General features: G+C 71.8%; 18 protein-coding genes. 14 read left to right on the top strand and 4 right to left on the bottom strand.

Going from position 1 to position 19,177, the window contains the following annotated elements:
* Positions 1–72 precede the first annotated feature (72 nt).
* On the top strand, positions 73–2,268 hold the full coding sequence (locus AB3M81_RS11180; RefSeq protein WP_412903991.1) for a transglycosylase domain-containing protein: 2,196 nt from the start codon (positions 73–75) through the stop codon (positions 2,266–2,268).
* A gap of 3 nt (positions 2,269–2,271) precedes the next feature.
* On the opposite strand, the gene AB3M81_RS11175 is transcribed toward AB3M81_RS11180, so the two are convergent.
* Together AB3M81_RS11175 and AB3M81_RS11170 are read right to left on the bottom strand one after the other, a co-directional pair.
* A complete protein-coding gene (locus AB3M81_RS11175) occupies positions 2,272–3,306 on the bottom strand; it encodes an alanine racemase (protein ID WP_412903990.1) in 1,035 nt (344 codons plus the stop codon).
* Positions 3,307–3,500: 194 nt separating this feature from the next.
* On the bottom strand, positions 3,501–4,613 hold the full coding sequence (locus AB3M81_RS11170; RefSeq protein WP_412903989.1) for a lipid II:glycine glycyltransferase FemX: 1,113 nt from the start codon (positions 4,611–4,613) through the stop codon (positions 3,501–3,503).
* Between the two features lie 102 nt (positions 4,614–4,715).
* Here AB3M81_RS11170 and AB3M81_RS11165 point away from each other — a divergent pair, with 102 nt between their 5' ends.
* Positions 4,716–5,606: a siderophore-interacting protein gene (locus AB3M81_RS11165; RefSeq protein ID WP_412903988.1), complete on the top strand. Its 891-nt coding sequence runs from the start codon at positions 4,716–4,718 to the stop codon at positions 5,604–5,606.
* A gap of 3 nt (positions 5,607–5,609) precedes the next feature.
* On the opposite strand, the gene AB3M81_RS11160 is transcribed toward AB3M81_RS11165, so the two are convergent.
* Together AB3M81_RS11160 and AB3M81_RS11155 are read right to left on the bottom strand one after the other, a co-directional pair.
* Complete coding sequence (locus tag AB3M81_RS11160) at positions 5,610–6,410, bottom strand: siderophore-interacting protein (protein ID WP_412903987.1); 801 nt, start codon at positions 6,408–6,410, stop codon at positions 5,610–5,612.
* 66 nt (positions 6,411–6,476) lie between these two features.
* Entirely contained in the window at positions 6,477–6,914 is a 438-nt protein-coding gene (locus AB3M81_RS11155; RefSeq protein ID WP_412903986.1) for an HNH endonuclease, read from the bottom strand.
* A 101-nt stretch (positions 6,915–7,015) separates the two neighbouring features.
* On the opposite strand from AB3M81_RS11155, the gene AB3M81_RS11150 reads away from it, so the two are divergent.
* The 12 genes from AB3M81_RS11150 (at position 7,016) to AB3M81_RS11095 (ending at position 19,109) form a co-directional block, all read left to right on the top strand.
* Positions 7,016–8,533 (top strand): circularly permuted type 2 ATP-grasp protein, encoded by a 1,518-nt coding sequence (locus tag AB3M81_RS11150; RefSeq protein ID WP_489671972.1) that lies wholly within the window; start codon positions 7,016–7,018, stop codon positions 8,531–8,533.
* The gene (locus AB3M81_RS11145; RefSeq protein WP_412903985.1) at positions 8,533–9,459 is read left to right on the top strand and encodes an alpha-E domain-containing protein; all 927 of its coding nucleotides are present in this window, start codon (positions 8,533–8,535) and stop codon (positions 9,457–9,459) included. The genes AB3M81_RS11150 and AB3M81_RS11145 overlap by 1 nt, the downstream gene beginning before the upstream one ends.
* 31 nt (positions 9,460–9,490) lie before the next feature.
* Complete coding sequence (locus tag AB3M81_RS11140; protein WP_412903984.1) at positions 9,491–10,333, top strand: transglutaminase family protein; 843 nt, start codon at positions 9,491–9,493, stop codon at positions 10,331–10,333.
* Between the two features lie 84 nt (positions 10,334–10,417).
* On the top strand, positions 10,418–11,491 hold the full coding sequence (gene mgrA / locus AB3M81_RS11135) for an L-glyceraldehyde 3-phosphate reductase (RefSeq protein ID WP_412903983.1): 1,074 nt from the start codon (positions 10,418–10,420) through the stop codon (positions 11,489–11,491).
* 52 nt (positions 11,492–11,543) lie between these two features.
* Complete coding sequence (locus AB3M81_RS11130; protein WP_412903982.1) at positions 11,544–12,287, top strand: ABC transporter ATP-binding protein; 744 nt, start codon at positions 11,544–11,546, stop codon at positions 12,285–12,287.
* A gap of 1 nt (position 12,288) precedes the next feature.
* On the top strand, positions 12,289–14,847 hold the full coding sequence (locus AB3M81_RS11125) for an ABC transporter permease (protein WP_412903981.1): 2,559 nt from the start codon (positions 12,289–12,291) through the stop codon (positions 14,845–14,847).
* Between the two features lie 118 nt (positions 14,848–14,965).
* A complete protein-coding gene (rpsF, locus tag AB3M81_RS11120) occupies positions 14,966–15,259 on the top strand; it encodes a 30S ribosomal protein S6 (protein ID WP_412904174.1) in 294 nt (97 codons plus the stop codon).
* Between the two features lie 76 nt (positions 15,260–15,335).
* Positions 15,336–15,905: a single-stranded DNA-binding protein gene (locus AB3M81_RS11115; protein ID WP_412903980.1), complete on the top strand. Its 570-nt coding sequence runs from the start codon at positions 15,336–15,338 to the stop codon at positions 15,903–15,905.
* Positions 15,906–15,940: 35 nt separating this feature from the next.
* Complete coding sequence (gene rpsR / locus AB3M81_RS11110) at positions 15,941–16,177, top strand: 30S ribosomal protein S18 (RefSeq protein WP_067861076.1); 237 nt, start codon at positions 15,941–15,943, stop codon at positions 16,175–16,177.
* An 18-nt stretch (positions 16,178–16,195) separates the two neighbouring features.
* Positions 16,196–16,642, top strand: coding sequence for a 50S ribosomal protein L9 (gene rplI / locus AB3M81_RS11105; RefSeq protein ID WP_412903979.1), 447 nt, complete (start codon positions 16,196–16,198; stop codon positions 16,640–16,642).
* The gene (locus tag AB3M81_RS11100; protein ID WP_412903978.1) at positions 16,639–18,324 is read left to right on the top strand and encodes an ABC transporter family substrate-binding protein; all 1,686 of its coding nucleotides are present in this window, start codon (positions 16,639–16,641) and stop codon (positions 18,322–18,324) included. Before rplI ends, AB3M81_RS11100 begins: the two co-directional genes overlap by 4 nt.
* Entirely contained in the window at positions 18,324–19,109 is a 786-nt protein-coding gene (locus AB3M81_RS11095; RefSeq protein ID WP_412903977.1) for a siderophore-interacting protein, read from the top strand. Before AB3M81_RS11100 ends, AB3M81_RS11095 begins: the two co-directional genes overlap by 1 nt.
* Positions 19,110–19,177: the final 68 nt, after the last annotated feature.

Here is a 19,177-nt window from a genome sequence, read left to right as displayed (position 1 = left end):
GCCCGTCGGGTGTTTCTCAGGAACACCCGTCAGACTGGAGCGCTGGTGCAGTCGTTGGAAAGGAACCGGTTCGTGGCGAGAACTCGCACGAAGAAGAAGCAGGGCCGACTCTCGCGGTTCGCCGGCAGGATCGGCGGCACGGGGTCGTGGCCCGTCCGCACGCTGCGCTGGCTGCTCTTCCTGGGCACGCTCGGCTTCGTCGGCGGTGCGCTGCTGGTCGCGGTGCTGTACGCGACGATCGAGATCCCCGATCCCAACGCGGACTTCCAGACCGAGACGACCAACGTCTACTACTCGGACGGCAAGACCAAGATCGGCAGCTTCGCCACGCAGGACCGTGAGCGCCTCGAGTACGACGAGATCCCGAAGATCATGCGCGACGCCGTCGTGGCCGCCGAGGACCGCACGTTCTGGGAGAACCGCGGCATCGACATCAAGGGCATCGTCCGCGCGGCGCGCGACAACGCCACGAGCGGCCAGATCACCGGCGGCGGCTCCACCATCACGCAGCAGTACGTGAAGATCCTCTACCTGAACCAGGAGCGCTCCTACTCCCGCAAGGTGAAGGAGGCGATCCTCTCGGTCAAGATCCACAACCAGCTGACCAAGCAGGAGATCCTCGAGGGCTACCTCAACACGATCTACTACGGCAACGGCTCGTACGGCGTCGAGGTCGCCTCGCAGAACTACTTCGGCAAGCCGGCCGCGAAGCTCAACGTCGGCCAGGCCGCGTTCCTGGCGACCGTCATCAACAACCCCTCGTACTTCGACCCGTACGCCGAGGGCGCCGCGGACCGCGTGCTGCCGCGCTTCAACTACGTGCTCGACGGCATGGTCAAGCGCGGCTCGATCACCGAGGAGGAGGCCGCCAAGTTCCGCGACCGCTTCCCCAAGTTCAAGAAGCAGAAGGCCAACCAGCGCTTCGGCGGCCCCAAGGGCCACCTGCTGAGCGTCGTGAAGGACCAGCTGCGCGCCGAGGGCTTCCTGGACTCCGAGATCGAGGGCGGCGGCTTCCGCGTCGTCACGACCTTCGACAAGGACAAGCACGAGGCCGCGGTCGAGGCCATCAAGCAGGTCCGTCCCGAGGGCCTCGACGAGCTCAACACGGCGCTCGTGTCCGTCGAGCCCGGCAGCGGCGCCGTCCGCGCGATGTACGGCGGACCCGACTACCTCAAGAACCAGCTCAACTGGGCGATGCTGCGCACGCAGCCGGGCTCGACGTTCAAGGCGTTCGCGGTCGTCGCGGCGCTCGAGAACGGCTACAGCCTGCAGACCCGGTTGAACGGCAACGCGCCGTTCAAGGTCGGCGACGCCGAGATCGAGAACCAGGGCGACGCCGGCGGCAAGTCGTACGGCTTCATCAACCTCGAGCGCGCCACGCAGTTCTCCGTCAACACCGCGTTCGTCGACCTGACCGACCAGATGGAGGACGGCGAGCGCAAGATCCTCAAGGCCGCCCGCGAGGCCGGCATCCCGGACTCGACGGTCGACCAGATCGAGCCCGTCATCGGCGTCTCGCTGGGCTACGCGCCCGTCGCGCCGATCGACATGGCCAACGCGTACGCCACGTTCGCGGCCGAGGGCAAGCGCGCGCAGTGGTTCGTCATCGACGAGGTCGAGGACACCCACGGCGCCCGGGTCTTCAAGCACCGCGGCTCCACCAAGCAGGCGATCGACAAGGACGTCGCCGCGGACACGCTGGCGGCGCTGCAGGCCGTGGTGAACGGCGGCTCGGGCACCAGCGCCCGCACGTTCTGCCCCACGGTCGGCAAGACCGGCACGGCGACGGCGACCGACCCGGACGGCGAGGGCGACCACGTGTCGTCGTCGTGGTTCGTCGGCGCGACGCCGAAGCTGGCCACGGCCGTCGTCTACAACCGCGGCAAAGGCAACGAGGAGCTCGAGGGCTACCTGAACCCGTTCTTCGGCGGCACGTACCCGGCCCAGACCTTCGCGGCCTACCAGAACCGCGCGATCGAGGGCGAGGAGTGCGGCACGTTCCCGCCGCGCGCCAACATCAAGGCCGACAAGGGCACCTCCGTCGCGCCGCCGGTCACCCCGAAGAAGAAGCCGAAGAAGGAAGAGCCGGAGAAGACCAAGTCGACTCCGAAGCCGACGCCCAAGCCGACGCCGACGCCCGAGCCCACCCCGGAGCCCGAGCCGACGCCGACGCAGGACCCGGTGCCGCAGCCGACGCAGCCCACGGCTCCGCCGGCGGCCGGCGGCAACCGCCCCGGCATCGGCGGCGGGGGCGGCGGGGGCGACTGAGGCTCAGGCCTCGGCGACCCGGTCGAACGCCGCGATCGTGTAGCGGACGGCGGCCGGGAGGCGGTCGCCGACGGCGGGCACGGCCGCGCCCTCGGGCAGCAGGATCATGCTGGCCTGCATGTGCGGCGGCTCGACGAACCAGCGCTGGCGGCCGTCGACCGTGAAGGGCGACAGGGCGAGTCCGGCGGCGGCGAGGCCGCCCTTCGCGACGGCCTTGCCGCGGCCCGCGACCCCCTCGACGGCACGCGGCGCCTCGAGGCCGATGCCGTGGCTCGTCCCGCCGGCGACGACGAGGACGTGGCCGGCGCGCGGGACCCGGCCCTGGCGGTAGCCGACGCGCTCGCCGCGCTGCACGGTGTGGACGTCGAGCACCGTGGAGCGGACCTCCAGCGTGTCGAGGCGGCCGAGCCACAGCGACGTGCCGACGCGCGGCCGGATCGTGAGGTTGGGTCGCTCGGCGCGCAGCTGCTCGAGCTCGTCGACGGTCAGGTGCGAGACGTAGACGGTGGTGGTCTCCAGCGCGGACGTCTCCAGGACGGCGCACAGGGTGCGGGCCTCGGCCAGGTTGCCGCCGGACATCGGCAGGTGGATCGCGAAGCCCTCGACGGTGAGCGGCGCGGCGGCCAGCTGTCGGGCGGCCTCGGCGAGGCTGTGGCGATCCAGGCCATGGCGTGCCATCGAGGTGATCGCCTCGACGACGACCCGCGCTCCGGGCAGCCTCGCGGCGAGCGCGGGGATGTCCTCGACGCGGCTCACGGTGTGGATCAGCCGCGGGTCGGCGATGCGCGGCGAGAACGGGCGCCACGGGGTGAGGACCTGGACGTTGCCGGGGAAGGCGCCGAGCAGCTCGTCGGCCTCCTCGTACGTGCCGACGGCGATGAGGTCGGCGCCCAGGCGGACCGACTCGCCGGCCAGCCGCTGGCGTCCGAGGCCGTAGCCGTTGCCCTTGACGACCGGGACGAGGCCGGGGTGGGCGTCGCGCGTGGCCAGCAGGTGGGAGCGCCACTCGGCGGCACGGATCGTCAGGTCGAAGGCCATGGGTCCATCATCGCGCGTGGGCGCCCGCCCGCCCGCGACCGGTCCACGGCGCGGGCGGCAAGGTGGCGAGGCGGCGTCCCCGCCCGCCCCGTGCCCGACTCTTGGAACACGTTCCACCGTCGTTCGCTCGCGAAGCGTGCGACGCGGTCCAGAAGTCGGCGTCGGGCGGCGGGGCGGTGCCCCGGCCCGCCGGCTCAGCCGCGGCGCTTCATGTACGCCGTGAAGGCGGCGTAGAGCGGGCGGTTGATGGGCAGGTCCCACTCGCCGAGGTACTCCACGGCCTCGCCGCCGGTGCCGACCTTGAACTGCAGCAGGCCCACGTGCGGGTCGTCGGAGTCGAGCGTGTCCGTGATGCCGCGCATGTCGTACACGTCCGCGCCGGCGGCGAGCGCGTCGCGCATCATCTGCCACTGCACCGCGTTCGAGCCGCGGACCTCGCGCTTGGCGGTCGTCGAGGCGCCGTACGAGTACCAGGCGTGCGTGCCGACCTGCACGAGAGTCGTCGAGGCGACGAGGTCGCCCTCGTGGTGCGCGAGGTACAGGCGCAGGCGCTGGGGATCCTCGGCGGTCATCGCGTCCCACATCGTGTGGAAGTACGACAACGGCCGCGGCGTGAAGTGGTCGCGCTCGGCGGTCTCGACGTAGACGCGGTGGAACTCCGCGAGGTCGTCGCGCGTGCCGAGGCTGACCTCGACGCCCTGCTTGGCGGCCTTCTTGATGTTGCGGCGCCACAACTGGTTCATCGCCTTGAGGACGTCGTCCTCGGAGCGGCCCGCGAGCGGCACCTGGAAGTTGTACTTGGGCTGGCCGGCGGAGAAGCCGCCCTCGGCGGCCTGCTCGCGCCAGCCCAGTCGGCGCAGCCGGCCCGCGAGCGCGATCGCGGCCTCGTCGGCGTGATCGGCGGGCACGTCGCCCAGGCGCGTCAGCACGTCGTCGGCCAGGGCCGCCTTGAGCGTCGCGGCCGCCCAGCGGCGGGTCACGACCGGCGGGCCGATGCGGATGCCGAAGGCGCCGTTGGCCTTGAGGTGGTCGCGCAGCGCGGTCAGCGCCGCCTCCACGTCGCCGCTCCAGTCGAGCACGGGACCCTCGGGCAGGTACGCGAGATAGCGCTTCAGCCTCGGCACCTGCCGGTAGAGGACGAGGCCGGCGCCGACGAGGCCGGACTCGTCGAACCAGCCCAGCGACTCGCCGCGCCACTCGGCCTTCACGGCGGCCCACGCGGGGGTCTGCAGGAAGCTGGCCGTCCCGCGGGAGGCGACGAAGGAGAGGTGCTCCTCGGACGAGATGGGGCGTACGCGGATGGTCACGCCCTTGAGGCTATCCAACAGGTGTTGTTAGCCTGACCTAACCGGGACTTCCCGGTGGGGCTCGATCGCACCGGTGGCGCCCGTACGAACGAAGGGAACCCCGTGAAGACCTTTGCCGCGACCGTCCTGGGTCGGCGCCAGCTGACCCCGCACCTGGTCTCGATCTCGCTCGGTGGGATCGACGGCTGGCAGTCGACGGGCATCCCGGACGAGTACGTCCGGCTGCTGCTGCCCGCCCGTCCCGGTGCGCCCATCGCGCTGCCCACCATCAACGAGGACTTCTCGTACAGCTACCCCGAGGGCGCCGAGCCGCTCGTGCCGCGGGTCTACACGATCTCGGACCACCGCGTCGTCGACGGCGACGTGCGCGTGGACGTCGACGTCGCGCTGCACGAGCACGGCGCCGGCTCCGACTGGGCGCGCACGTGCCAGCCGGGTGACCAGGTCGGCATCATCGAGCCGCACGGCCTCTACCGTCCGGCCGAGGACGCGCGCCGCCAGCTCTTCGTCTGCGACATCACCGGCGTGCCCGCGCTGGCGCGCATCCTCCGCGACCTCGACCCGGGCGTCGTCGCCGAGGCGCACGTCGTGCTGACCGACGCCGCCGACGAGGTGCCGCTGCCGTCCGCCGCGGACGTCCACGTCGAGTGGGAGGTCGTCGAGGACGAGCACATGATCCCCAACGCGCTCGAGGAGGCCGTCAAGCGCCGTGACCTGCCGGCCGATCCCGCGGGGCACTACGTCTGGCTCGCCGGCGAGGCCCGGGCCAGCCGCGCCATCCGCAAGCACCTGCGCCGCACGCTCGGCTGGCCGCAGGCGGCGTTCTACACGTGCGGCTACTGGCAGATCGAGGCCGAGAAGTGGAACGCGCGCTACGAGGAGGTCGCCGAGATGATCCAGGCCAAGGCGCTCGCGGCGTACCGTCGCGCCGGCCAGGACGAGGGCGCCTACCTCGACGAGCTCGACGACATCTACGAGTCCGTCGGCCTCTGACGCTCAGCGCGCGCGGCGCCAGTAGCCCGCGGCGCTGATCCGCACGCGCGGCACCTCGCGCGAGAGCAGGTGCCGCCGCAGCCGCCGGGCGAGCGACTGCTCGCCCGCCACGAACGCGTGCACGCGCGACCGGTCGAACACGACCGTCTCGGCCGTCTCGAGCGCGACCCGGCCGGGCGGGTCGTCCTCGTCGCGGCTCAGCCACACCAGCTCCACGCCCGGCGGGTGGTCGAGCTCACCGGCATCGTCGATCGAGGGCACCTCCAGGACCGCCGTGCCGGTGGCGTCCTCGGGCAGGGACGCGAGCACGCCGGCCACCGTCGGCACCCCGGTCTCGTCGGCGACGAGCAGGACGTGGTCGCTGCCGCGCGAGCGGTCGAACGCCTGGCCCTCGTCCACCGCGGCGAGCCGGTCGCCCGGTCCGCAGGACTGCGCCCACGCCGAGGCCGGCGCGTCGGTGCCGTGCAGCACGAAGTCGATGTCGAGCTCGGGGCCCTGGCGGCCGATCGGCCGGAACCGCCGCACGGCGTAGTCGCGCAGGACGGGCCGCTCGTCACGGTCCAGGGTCAGGTAGCGCAGGCGCTGCAGCGGCGTCACGCGGTCGGGCAGGTCGTCGAGCGAGGAGGGGTTGGCGCTCGGCAGGACGAGGCGCAGCCACTGGCCCCAGCCGGACGCGGTGAACCCGGTGATCGCGTCGCCGCCCACGGTGACGCGCTGGTAGTGCGGGGCGACGCGCTCGCTGCGCAGGACCTGCAGCCGCAGCAGCGGCCGTCCCCGCAGCGGGACGAGCGCGAACGATCCCATGGCATCCCCCTCGGCACCATGCTGGACCACTCGGGCGCGGATGTGAACGCCGAAGTGTGGCTCGCGTCACACCAGCAGTGCCGCCGTGGGTCTGCCGGGAACCACGAGCAGGGGCATGCCGGCCTCGTCGGGCGTGCGATTGCCCTTGCGGTGGTTGCAGCGCAGGCACGCGGCGACGGCGTTCTCCCACGTGAGCTCGCCACCGCGCGAGCGCGGCACGATGTGGTCGACCGTCTCGGCCTCGCCTCCGCAGTACGCGCACGAGCGGTCCCGCGCCTTGATCGCGCTCTTCGTGCACAGGTGGGTGCGGCGGTGGCGCCACTTCGCGACGACGTACCGGACGAGCCGCAGCACCTTCGGCTTCGGGAACGGCCCGAACGTCTCGTCGTGCGACTCCTCGATGACCGCGACCTCGCGCACGAGCATCTTGATCGCATGGCGCAGGGACACGCGCTGCAGTGGCTCGTAGCTCGCGTTGAGCACCAGGACGTCGCCAGCGGTCATGGGCTGCCCCTTCCCCTGCGAGAAAGCGTAACCAGCATCACGTCACGGAGGGGTCGCTCTCCGAAACGTGCGTGTGACGATCCGCCCCTATGGTGGGGAACGTGACGGACGCCCAGCTCTTCGACGGATACGGACCGGTCGCGGGTTATGACGAGATGTTCGCCGAGTCGGGCGTCCGTGACGTGTACTCGGGCATCCACGCCGCCTTCGGCCGGATGCCCTCCGACGAGGTCCGCCAACGGGCTGAGGGACTCGCCTCCTCGTACCTCGAGCAGGGCATCACGTTCGGCGTCGCGGGCGAGGAGCGGCCGTTCCCGCTGGACATCGTGCCGCGCATCATCGAGGCCGACGCGTGGGACCACGTCGAGGCGGGTGTCAAGCAGCGGGTGAAGGCCCTCGAGGCGTTCCTGGCCGACGCGTACGGCTCCGGTGAGCTGTTCCGCGACGGCGTCGTCCCGCGCGAGACCGTCGTGACGTCGCACCACTACCACCGCGTCGTCGCCGGCATCGAGCCCGCGAACGGCGTGCGCATCCACGTCTCGGGCATCGACCTCATCCGCGACGGCAACGGCGACTTCCGCGTCCTGGAGGACAACGCGCGCGTGCCGTCGGGCGTCTCGTACGTCATGACCAACCGCCGGGCGATGTCCGGTGGCCTGCCCGAGGTCTTCGCGAACCACCGCATCCGTCCCGTCGCGCGCTACTCGCGCCAGCTGCTGTCCGCGCTGCGGGCGGCGGCGCCCGCGGGCGTCAGCGACCCGACCGTCGTCGTGCTGACGCCCGGCGTCTACAACTCCGCCTACTTCGAGCACACGCTGCTGGCGCGCACGATGGGTGTCGAGCTCGTCGAGGGTCGCGACCTCGTGTGCCACGGCGGGCGCGTCATGATGCGCACCACCGACGGGCTCGCGCCGGTGCACGTCATCTACCGCCGCATCGACGACGACTTCCTCGACCCGCTGTCGTTCCGCGCCGACTCCGCGCTCGGCGTGCCGGGCCTGATCAACGCGGCCCGCGCCGGCAACGTCACGATCGCCAACGCCGTCGGCAACGGCGTCGCCGACGACAAGCTGCTCTACACGTACGTGCCCGACCTGATCCGGTACTACCTCGCCGAGGAGCCGATCCTGCGCAACGTCGACACGTGGCGCTGCGGCGACGACGAGCAGCGCGAGGAGGTCCTCGACCGCCTCGACGAGCTGGTCCTCAAGCCGGTCGACGGCTCCGGGGGCAAGGGCATCGTCATCGGCCCCGCGGCCACGCGCGAGGAGCTCGACGAGCTGCGCGGCAAGATCCTCGCCGCGCCGCGCGACTGGATCGCCCAGCCCGTCATCTCGCTGTCGACGGTGCCCACGCTCGTCGAGGACGGCATCCGTCCGCGACACGTCGACCTGCGGCCCTTCGCGGTCAACGACGGCGACGACGTGTGGGTGCTGCCCGGCGGCCTGACCCGCGTGGCGCTGCCCGAGGGCGAGCTGATCGTGAACTCCAGCCGCGGCGGCGGCTCCAAGGACACGTGGGTGCTGGCGCGTCCCACCGAGTCGATCGAGGAGGCCGACGACGACCTCGAGCCCGTCGCGCAGGGCCAGTCGATCGCGCCGCTGAGGGGGGAGGCCTGATGCTCAGCCGGATCGGCGAGTCGCTGTTCTGGATCGGTCGCTACCTCGAGCGCGCCGACGACACCGCGCGCCTGCTCGACGTGCAGATGCAGATCCTCGTCGAGGATCCCGCGACCGACGAGGTCACCGCGTGCCAGCAGCTGTTCGCGGTCATGGGCATCGACGACTTCGGCGGCGTCCCCAACCGCTGGTCGATGCTGGACCTGCTGGCCTACGACCAGAAGTCGCCCAGCTCGATCGCCGCGGTGATCGGCTCGATGCGCGAGGCGGCCCGCAGCGCCCGTGAGGTGCTCTCGACCGACGTGTGGTCCGCGATCAACACGACGTGGCAGGGCGTCCCCGCCGCCACGTCGATGCGCCCCGTCGAGATGTTCAACTGGGTCCGCCGCCGCACGGCGATGATCTCGGGCTCGGCCGACGACTCCATGCCGCGCGACCAGGGCTGGTACTTCTACGTGCTCGGCCGCAACATCGAGCGCGCCGACATGACCGCGCGACTGCTGTCCACGGCGGCGAGCGCGGGTGGCTCGGGCGTCGCGTGGCAGAACACGCTGCGCGCCTGCGGCGGCTACGAGAGCTTCCTGCGGACGTACCGCGGCATCGAGCGGGACTCGGCCTCGGCCGAGTACCTGCTGCTCGACCGCTGGTTCCCGCGCTCGCTGGTCTCCAGCCTGAGCGAGGCCGAGCGGGCGCTCACGCGCCTCGACGTGGCGGGCCGTCGCGCGGGCTTCTCGGACGAGGCGCTGCGGCTGCTCGGCCGCGCGCGCACCGGGATCGAGTACCGCCCGCTGGGCGAGATCCTCGAGACGATGCCGTTCGAGATGGAGCGCATGCAGCGCGCGTGCGCCGCGGCCAGCGACGCCATCACGTCGAGGTACTTCGCGCAGGAGGACTGGCACCTGTGGAAGGGGAGGGTCTCACTGTGAGCGAGCGTCAGCGAGTCACGGAGGTGCGGGCATGAGCATGCGCATGCGGGTCAGGCACGCCACGACCTACACGTACTCAGAGCCCACGGCGGCCTCGTACAGCGAGGCCCGGCTGACGCCGCAGACCACGGCCGAGCAGTACGTCCGGCGCTCGCGGCTGGAGATCACGCCGACGGCGTGGTCGCAGGAGTACCGCGACTACTGGGGCGCCACCGTGGTGGCCTTCGAGGTGACGGACCCGCACGACCAGCTGACCGTCGTGGCCACCTCGATCGTCGACACCGCTGCCCCGGCGGAGCCCGCCGAGTCGATCCAGTGGGACGACCTCGACGCCTCCACGCTCGACCGCTACTGCGAGTTCGTGCACCAGCAGGACCGCGTGCGGCCCGCGCCCGGCCTCGTTCCCGAGCTCGACGCGATCCGCGAGCGGTCGCAGACGCCCGCCGACTACGTGACGGCCGTGTGCGAGCTGCTGCGGACGCGGATCAAGCGTCTGGTCGCCGCCACCCACGTCACGGCCACGGCCGAGGGAACGTGGGAGTCGGGCAAGGGCGTCACGCACGACATCACGCACGTCGCGATCGGCGCCCTGCGCCACGCGCAGATCCCCGCGCGCTTCGTGGCGGGGTACGTGCACCCCGACGCCGACCCCGAGCTCGAGGCCGCCGTCCCCGCGGAGCCGCACGCCTGGCTCGAGTGGTGGGACGGTCGCTGGACCGGCTGGGACGTGATGGGCGGCGAGGCGCCCGGTGAGCGGCACATCGTCGTCTCGCGCGGCCGGGACTTCGACGACAACCCCAACCTGCGCGGCATCTACGCCACCGACGGCGACGTCAGCACCGCCGTCGAGGTCGAGATCACCCGCATCGCCTGACCTCCGCTGCCGCACTCGCGGTCCGGCCGGGAGCCCCTGGCGCTCGCCGGGCGGGGTGTCCGGCCCCCGGCCTAGGGTGGATCCATGAGCACCGAGTGGACCCGCAAGCGCGTCGCCGAGACCCATCGACCCTGGCAGGCGGACGCCGACCGCTACCAGGGACTCGAGTACCGCCGGGTCGGGCGATCGGGCCTGCTGCTGCCGCCCATCAGCCTCGGCCTGTGGTGGAACTTCGGCGACAACCGCACGTTCGACTCCCAGCGCGAGGTGCTGCGCCACGCGTTCGACCTCGGCATCACGCACTTCGACCTGGCCAACAACTACGGCCCGCCGCCGGGCTCGGCCGAGGAGAACTTCGGCCGCATGCTGCGCGGCGACTTCAAGCCCTACCGCGACGAGCTGATCATCTCCACGAAGGCCGGCTGGGACATGTGGCCCGGCCCGTACGGCTTCCACGGCTCGCGCAAGTACCTGCTGTCCAGCCTCGACGCCTCGCTCGAGCGGATGGGCCTGGAGTACGTCGACATCTTCTACTCGCACCGCGCCGACCCGGACACTCCCGTCGAGGAGACCGTCGGCGCGCTGGACGCCGCCGTGCGCCAGGGCAAGGCGCTCTACGTCGGCATCTCGTCGTACTCGGCCGAGCGCACGCGTCGCGCCGCCGAGGTGGCCGCCGACCTCGGCACCCCGCTGGTGATCCACCAGCCGGCGTACTCGATGGTCAACCGCTGGGTCGAGGACGAGCTGCTGTCCACGCTCGAGGACACCGGCATGGGCTCCATCGCGTTCACCCCGCTCGCCCAGGGCCTGCTGACCGACCGCTACCTCGGCGACGAGCCGGTCGAGCGCTCCGGCGGCCGCAGCTCGTTCGACGAGTCCGTCGTCGAGGGCAACCGTGACCGCCTGCGCGGCCTGGCCGAGATCGCGCGCGAGCGCGGCCAGTCGCTCGCCCAGCTCGCGATCGCGTGGGTGCTGCGCCCGGGCGCCGCGACCTCGGCGCTGATCGGCGCGTCCAGCACGCGCCAGCTCGACGAGAACGTCGCGGCCGCGGCCAACACGGACTTCACCGAGGACGAGCTGCGCCGGATCGACGAGCTCGTGGGCCACGACGCTGATGCACGAGTCGACCTGTGGGGCGGGTCTGCCGACATCGTGTAACTCTCAGTGACATCGTGGTCGCGGAGTCGGGCCCGTCCCCTAGGCTCAAGCCATGGACAAGCCCGTCGCCGCCCATGCGTACGACCTCATGAAGACGTATGGCAAGGGCGATGCCCAGGTCAAGGCGCTCGACGGCGTCTCGATCGAGATCTACGAGGGCGAGTTCACCGCGATCATGGGGCCGTCGGGCTCGGGCAAGTCGACGCTCATGCACTGCATGGCCGCGCTCGACAAGCCCGACGGCGGACGCGTCACGATCGCGGGCACGCCCCTGGCCAAGCTCGACGACAAGGCGCTGACCATCATGCGCCGCGAGCAGATCGGCTTCGTGTTCCAGTCGTTCAACCTCGTGCCGACGCTGACGGCCGAGGAGAACATCCTGCTGCCGCTCACGATCGCGGGGCGCAAGCCCGACCAGGGCTGGTACTCGCGCGTCATCGAGGCCGTCGGGCTGGCCGACCGGCTCAAGCACCGCCCCAACGAGATGTCCGGCGGCCAGCAGCAGCGCGTCGCGTGCGCCCGCGCCCTGGTCAGCCGGCCGTCGATCGTCTTCGCCGACGAGCCCACCGGCAACCTCGACTCCACGTCGGGCGCCGAGGTGCTGTCGTTCCTGCGCCGCAGCGTCGACGAGTTCGGTCAGACGATCGTCATGGTCACCCACGACCCCACGGCCGCCAGCTACACCGACCGCGTCGTCTACCTCGCCGACGGCCGTGTCGTGTCCGAGCTGCGCGAGCCCACGGCCGAGAAGGTCCTCGAGCGGATGAGCGTCGTCCAGCGCCGGATGGGCGCGTGACGTGCGCAAGGTCACCTGGCGCAACCTGGTCGCGCGCAAGCTGCGCCTGCTGCTGAGCGCCTTCGCGATCGTCCTGGGCATCGCGTTCCTGTCCGGCTCGCTCGTGTTCACCGACACGATCGGCAAGAGCTTCGACGAGATCGCGAACGGCATCGTCGCCGACGTGGCCGTGCGGCCCGTCACCGACGCCGACGACGCGATCGCGGTCGGCATCAACCGCGACGCGCGCACCGTCCCGACCGATCTCGTCGCGAAGATCGAGGCGCTGCCCGAGTCCGGCCGCGTCGAGGGAACCGTCAACGGCACCGGCCTGTTCGTGGTCCGCCGCGACAACAAGCTCCTCGGCGGCACCGGCGCGCCCACGATCGCGCTGAACGCGGGCACCGGCGACCCCGTCCCCAACGCCGCGGGCGCCCCGATGCTGACGTGGAGGACCGGGGCCGCCCCGCAGGCCGAGGGGCAGATCGCGCTCGACTCCCGCTCGGCGCAGGTCGCCGGCTACGGCGTCGGCGACACCGTCCGCGTGGCGATGCCCGGCGACCCGCCGATCCTCGAGGCCGAGCTGGTCGGCATCTTCGACTTCGCCTCCGGCGGCCTCGCCGGCGCCACGATCGTCATGTTCGACGACGCCAGCGCCCAGAAGTACTTCCTCGGCGGCAAGGACGCGTTCAGCCTCATCCAGGTCGAGGCGGCCGAGGGCGTCACGCAGCGCGAGCTCGCCACGGCCGTCGAGCCGCTCATCCCCGACGGCACCGAGGCGGTCACGGGGACCGAGGTCGCGCAGGAGTCCCAGGACCTGTTCGACCAGCTGCTGGGCTTCCTCAACACGTTCCTGCTGGTGTTCGCCGGGATCGCGCTGGTCGTCGGCACGTTCCTCATCGTCAACACGTTCTCGATCCTGGTGGCGCAGCGCAGCCGCGAGCTCGCCCTGCTGCGGGCGCTCGGCGCCTCGCGGGGGCAGGTCAGCCGCTCGGTGCTGACCGAGGCGTTCGTGATCGGCCTGATCGGCTCCACGCTGGGCCTCGCGCTGGGCTTCGGCCTGGCGTCGCTGCTCAAGGTGCTGTTCAGCAACTTCGGCCTCGACCTGTCCGGCACGGCCCTGGTGTTCCGTTCGCGCACGGTGGTCGCGGCCTACGTCGTGGGCATCGTCGTGACGATGCTCGCCGCCTGGATCCCCGCCCGCCGCGCCGCGCGCGTGCCCCCGGTGGCGGCCATGCGCGACGAGATCGCGATGCCCGAGTCCTCGCTGCGCTGGCGCCTGCTGCTCTCGCTGCTGTTCGGCCTCGCCGGCGCCGCGGGCATGGCGGCCGGCTCGTGGCTCGACGTGCCGCGCCCCATCGTGTGGGTCGGCCTGGGCATCTTCGGCGTGCTGATGGCCGTCGCGCTCGGCAGCCCCGTCATCGCGATCCCCGTGCTGGCCGTCTTCGGCGCGATCTACCGCGCGCTCTTCCGCGCCGTCGGGCTGCTCGCCGCGCAGAACGCCCGCCGCAACCCGCGCCGCACGGCCGCCACGGCCTCGGCCCTCATGATCGGCCTGGCCCTCGTCACGACGATGTCGATCCTGGGCGCCTCGATCAACAAGTCGATCGACGCGGGCGTGGACCGCGAGTTCTCGGCCGACTTCATCGTGCAGAACGTCAGCGGCCAGGCGTTCTCGCCCACGATCTCGCGCAACGTCGCCGAGGTGCCGGGCGTGGCCGACGTCGCGGCGTCCCAGCTCGTCGTCTTCCGGGCGAACGACACGCAGGTGTTCGCGTCCGCGGTCGAGGCCGAGCAGTTCGACAGCGTCATCGACCTGGACTACGTCAGCGGCGAGGCCCCGGTGGCCGAGGGCACGATCGCGCTCAGCGAGACGCTCGGCGACCGCCTGGGCCTCGGCACGGGCGACAGGGTCGACCTGCGCTTCACGGGCGGCTCGGTGCCCAGCACGGTCACGGGCGTCTTCGCCGACAGCAACATCGTCGGCCAGGCGGTCGTGCCGCTGTCCACCGTCACGGCGGCCGGCATCGCGCGCGCCGACACCTCGCTCGCGGTGAACGTGAACGAGGGCGCCGGGACCACCACGATCCGCCGCAGCCTCGAGCGCGCCGTCGGCGACAACCCGACGATCGTCGTGCAGGACAAGCAGGAGTACGCCGAGGCGCAGCGCGCGCAGGTCAACACGCTGCTCTACCTGATCTACGCGCTGCTGGGCCTGGCGATCGTCATCGCCGTGCTGGGCATCGTCAACACGCTCGCGCTGAGCGTCATCGAGCGCACGCGCGAGATCGGCCTGCTGCGCGCCGTCGGCGTCACCCAGCCGCAGCTGCGCCGCATGGTCCGCCTGGAGTCGGTCGTCATCGCGATCCTCGGCGCCCTGCTCGGCATCGGGGCGGGGATGCTGTTCGGGATCACGCTGCAGCGCTCGTTCGCCGACGACGGGATCACCGACCTGGCGATCCCGGCGGGGTCGCTCGGCGTGTTCGTCGTGGTCTCGGCCGTGGTCGGCGTGCTGGCCGCCGTGCTGCCCGCGCGCCGCGCGGCCAGGCTCAACGTGCTCGAGGCGATCAGCGGCGTCTGAGCGGGATTTCCCCGCGGCCACGGCCCGCTGATAGACTCTTGAGGTTGCCGTTCGAGGCAGCACCCTCCTGTGACGGAAAGCCCGTCACCGCTCAGTCCAAAGGAGATCCGCAGTGTCACTGCGCAAGTACGAAGTCATGGTCATCCTCGACTCGGATGTCGATGAGCGCTCGGTCGAGAAGAGCCTCTCGACCTACCTGAACAACACGATCGTCTCCGACGGTGGATCCGTCGACGGCATCGACGTGTGGGGCAAGCGCCGCTTCGCCTACGAGATCAACAAGAAGTCCGAGGGCATCTACGCCGTCATCGGTCTGTCCGCCGAGCCCGCCTCGGTCAAGGAGCTGGACCGTCAGCTGTCGCTGAACGAGTCCGTCGTCCGCACGAAGGTCACGCGTCCCGACGCGAAGTGATTCTGTGGACGGCGCGAAACCGTCCCCCGAATCCGACACACTCGTCGCGAGAGCACCTCACAGAGAAGGCTGATCCATGGCAGGCGAAACCACCATCACCCTCGTCGGCAACCTGACCCGCGACCCCGAGCTGCGGTTCACGCCGTCGGGTGCGGCCGTTGCCGACTTCACCGTCGCGTCCACGTCGCGCACGTTCGACCGTCAGACGAACGAGTGGAAGGACGGCGACACGCTGTTCATCCGCTGCTCGGCCTGGCGCCAGCTGGCCGAGAACGTCGCCGGCTCGCTGACCAAGGGCACGCGGGTCATCGTGACCGGCGCGCTGAAGGTCCGCGAGTACGAGCGCCAGGACGGCGGCCGCGGCACGAGCGTCGAGATGACGGTCGACGAGGTCGGCCCGTCGCTGCGCAACGCGACCGCGCAGGTCCAGCGCACCTCCGGGGGCGGCGGCCAGGGCGGTGGCTTCGGCGGCGGCAACAACGCCGGAGGCTTCGGCGGCGGCAACGCCGGCGGCTTCGGTGGCCAGCAGCCTGCCCAGCACAACGATGCGAGCGCCTGGGCCCAGCCGGCCCAGCCGTCCGGACCCGCCGGGGGCAACGACCCCTGGGGCGGCGGTGGCGGCTCCAGCGACGAGCCCCCCTTCTGATCCACCACACGTAGCAAGACATTTCCAGGAGCATCATGGCCAAGCCCGTTGTCCGGAAGCCGAAGAAGAAGAGCAACCCGCTCGCGGCCGCCGGCGTCACCACCATCGATTACAAGGACACCGCACTGCTGCGGAAGTTCATCTCCGACCGCGGCAAGATCCGCGCCCGTCGCGTCACCGGCGTCTCCGTCCAGGAGCAGCGCCAGATCGCCAAGGCGATCAAGAACGCGCGCGAGATGGCGCTGCTGCCCTACACGTCCAGCGGTCGCTGAGTCAGGAGCAGAGAACAGATGAAGCTCATCCTCACGCACGAGGTCAGCAACCTCGGCCAGCCCGGCGACATCGTCGAGGTCAAGGACGGCTACGGCCGCAACTTCCTGCTGCCCCGCAACTTCGCCATCCGTTGGACGAAGGGCGCGGCCAAGCAGGTCGAGTCGATCAAGGCCGCGCGTGACGCGCGCGCCGTGCACGACCTCGAGACCGCTCGCTCGATCAAGGGCAACCTCGAGTCCGGCGCCATCAAGGTCCCCGCGCAGGCGGGCGAGGGCGGCCGCCTCTTCGGCGCCGTCACCGTGACCGACATCGCCGACGCCCTCGCCGGTGCGGGCGCGCAGGTCGACAAGCGTCGCATCGAGGTCGGCAACCCGATCAAGAGCCTCGGCGAGCACACGGTCTCCGTCCGTGTCCACCCCGAGGTCGTCGCGACGGTCAAGCTGAACGTCGTCGCCGCCAAGTGATTCGCCAGTCGCCGGGTCCCGCTTCGCGCGGGGCCCGGCGCTGTGCTGTCGCGGCACTGGCGGGCGCGCTGCTGGCCGGCTGCTTCGGCGGCGGTGACGACACCGAGGAGAAGAAGGCCGAGCCGACGGCCGCCCCCCAGCTGTCCCTCGCCGACGTCCACGCGGCCGAGGCCGCCGACGTCGACGCCGGAGGGACGCTGCGCATCGGCGTCTCGTCGTTCCCCGCCACGTTCAACCCGGTCCACACCGACGGTGTCGCCAGCACGGCTCCGCAGATCCTCGCGCCCACGCTCGGCAGCGCCGTGCGCGTGACCGAGGACGGCTCTTGGACGCTCGACCGCGACTACGCGACGAGCGTCGAGGTCACCGACCAGGACCCCTTCACCGTCCGCGTCGAGCTCAACGAGCAGGCCGTCTGGCAGGGCGGCACCGCCATCACCTCGGCCGACATGGTCTCGTTCGTCGACGCGATGCAGGACGACGACTTCGCCGCCGCGGCGGCCCCGGCGTTCGACGACATCGAGCGCGTCGAGCCGGACGGCAGGTTCGCCTACGACGTCGTGTTCGACGGCCCCAATGCCGACTGGCCCGCCGCCGTCTATCCCACGCTGCCGAAGGCGTACACGAAGTCGGCGCAGACGTTCAACCGCGCGATGACCGCGCGGGCGCCGTCGTCGAACGGGCCCTTCCGGGTCGCCTCGATCGAGCGCCGCACCGGCACGATCACGCTCGAGCGCAATCCGCGCTGGTGGGGCGCCGAGCCCAGGCTCGACTCCATCGTGTGGCGCATCGGCGAGCCCGGCGTGCTCGCCGCGGCGCACCGCGCCGACGAGCTCGAGGTCGCGCCGCTGACCCCCGAGAACCGCGAGGCGCTCGCCGGCGCCGAGCTGCGCGCGTCGCTCGGCTCGGAGTGGTCGCACCTGACGCTCAACGGCGGCACGGGTCCGCTCGAGGACGCCGACGTCCGCCGCGCCGTGGCCCTCGCCGTCGACATCGACGGCATCGTGGCCGCCACGTCCAAGCGCTACGGCACCCGGACGGTCGCGATGGACTCCGTCGTGCTGCTGCCGGGTCAGGCGGGGCACCGCGAGACGCGCCGCGCGCGCGACCTCGAGCAGGCCGAGCGCCTCCTGGCCAAGGCCGGCTGGCGCCGCGAGGGTGACGGGCCCGCGCGCCGCAAGGGCCGTCCGCTGACGCTCTCGCTGCCGGTGCCGGACACCATGACCGGCGCGATCCAGCGGGCCGAGCTCGTCGCCGAGAACCTGGCCGAGGTCGGCGTCCGCGTGAAGGTCACGAAGGTCCCGGGCCGGACCTTCTTCGAGCGGGTCGTGATCCCCCTCGACTTCGACCTGACCACGTTCGCGTGGCAGGCGCAGGCCTTCGACCTGGCCGACACCCGCCAGCTGTTCACGCCCATCGACGGTCCACAGAACTTCACGGGCAAGGCATCGGGCGCGATGGCCAAGGCGTTCGACGCCGCGATCGCCGAGACCGACGACCGGCGCCGCGCGGCGAGGATCGCGAAGGTCGACGCGGTCGCCCGCGCGCAGGCCTCGATCATCCCGCTCGCGGTGATCCCGTCGGTCCTGGCCGTCGACCCGCGCGTCGTGAACTACGGGCCCACGGCGCTGGCCGACCTCGACTGGACGATCGTCGGCTACGCCGAGAAGGGGAAGGGCTGATGGCGCGCACCCGCCGCGAGGCCGTCGCGTGGCCCACGATCCTGCGCGAGCTGCGGGTCGCCCGCGTCGCGGACGTCACCGCGTCCACGCGCCGGGTGACGCTCGTCGGCGAGCAGCTGGGCGAGTTCCCCGTCGCAGGCGGCACCGCCGCGCCGTTCCGGTCCGAGGGCTTCGACGACCACGTGAAGCTGCTCGTGCCGCTCGAGGGCACCGACCGGCCGCCACTGCCGGTGCAGGGCCCCGACCGACTCGAGTGGGGCGGCGCCGGCGGCCGGCCCGTCGCCAAGGACTACACGCCGCGCCGGTTCGACCCCGACGCCGGCGAGCTCGACCTCGACTTCGTGCTGCACGAGGGTGGCTTCGCGGCCGGCTGGGCGCGGCGCACCCGGCCCGGCGACCCCGCCTGGATCGTCGGTCCCACCCGCTCGCTGCTGCTCCCGGCGGGCGTCGACCGCATCCTGCTGGCCGGCGACGAGACCGCGCTGCCCGCGATCGCGCGGCTGCTCGACGCGTGGCCCGGGGGCGTCGAGGCCGACGTCGTCATCGAGGTCGCCTCGCCCGAGGGGATCCAGGACCTGCCCGACCACGGCGGCGTGACGGTGCAGTGGGTGCACGGCGCGCCGGCGTGGGTCCAGGCCGTGCACGACCTGCCGTGGGCCGACGGCACCACGTTCTGCTGGGTCGCCGGCGAGGCCTCCGCGGTCCGTGACGTGCGGCGCTTCCTGGCCGACCAGCGCGGCGTGCCGCGCGACTGCCTCGACGCCACCGGCTACTGGCGCCGGTGACAGTTTCCCCGGTTAACCGGGGAATCCGTCACTTCGCGAGGGTTGCGATCCTCGTGAAGTGACAGGAA

Origin of the sequence: Aeromicrobium jepli (assembly GCF_047246605.1) — a bacterium.
GTDB lineage: Bacteria > Actinomycetota > Actinomycetes > Propionibacteriales > Nocardioidaceae > Aeromicrobium.
This window is presented reverse-complemented; position numbering and strand designations above follow the sequence as displayed.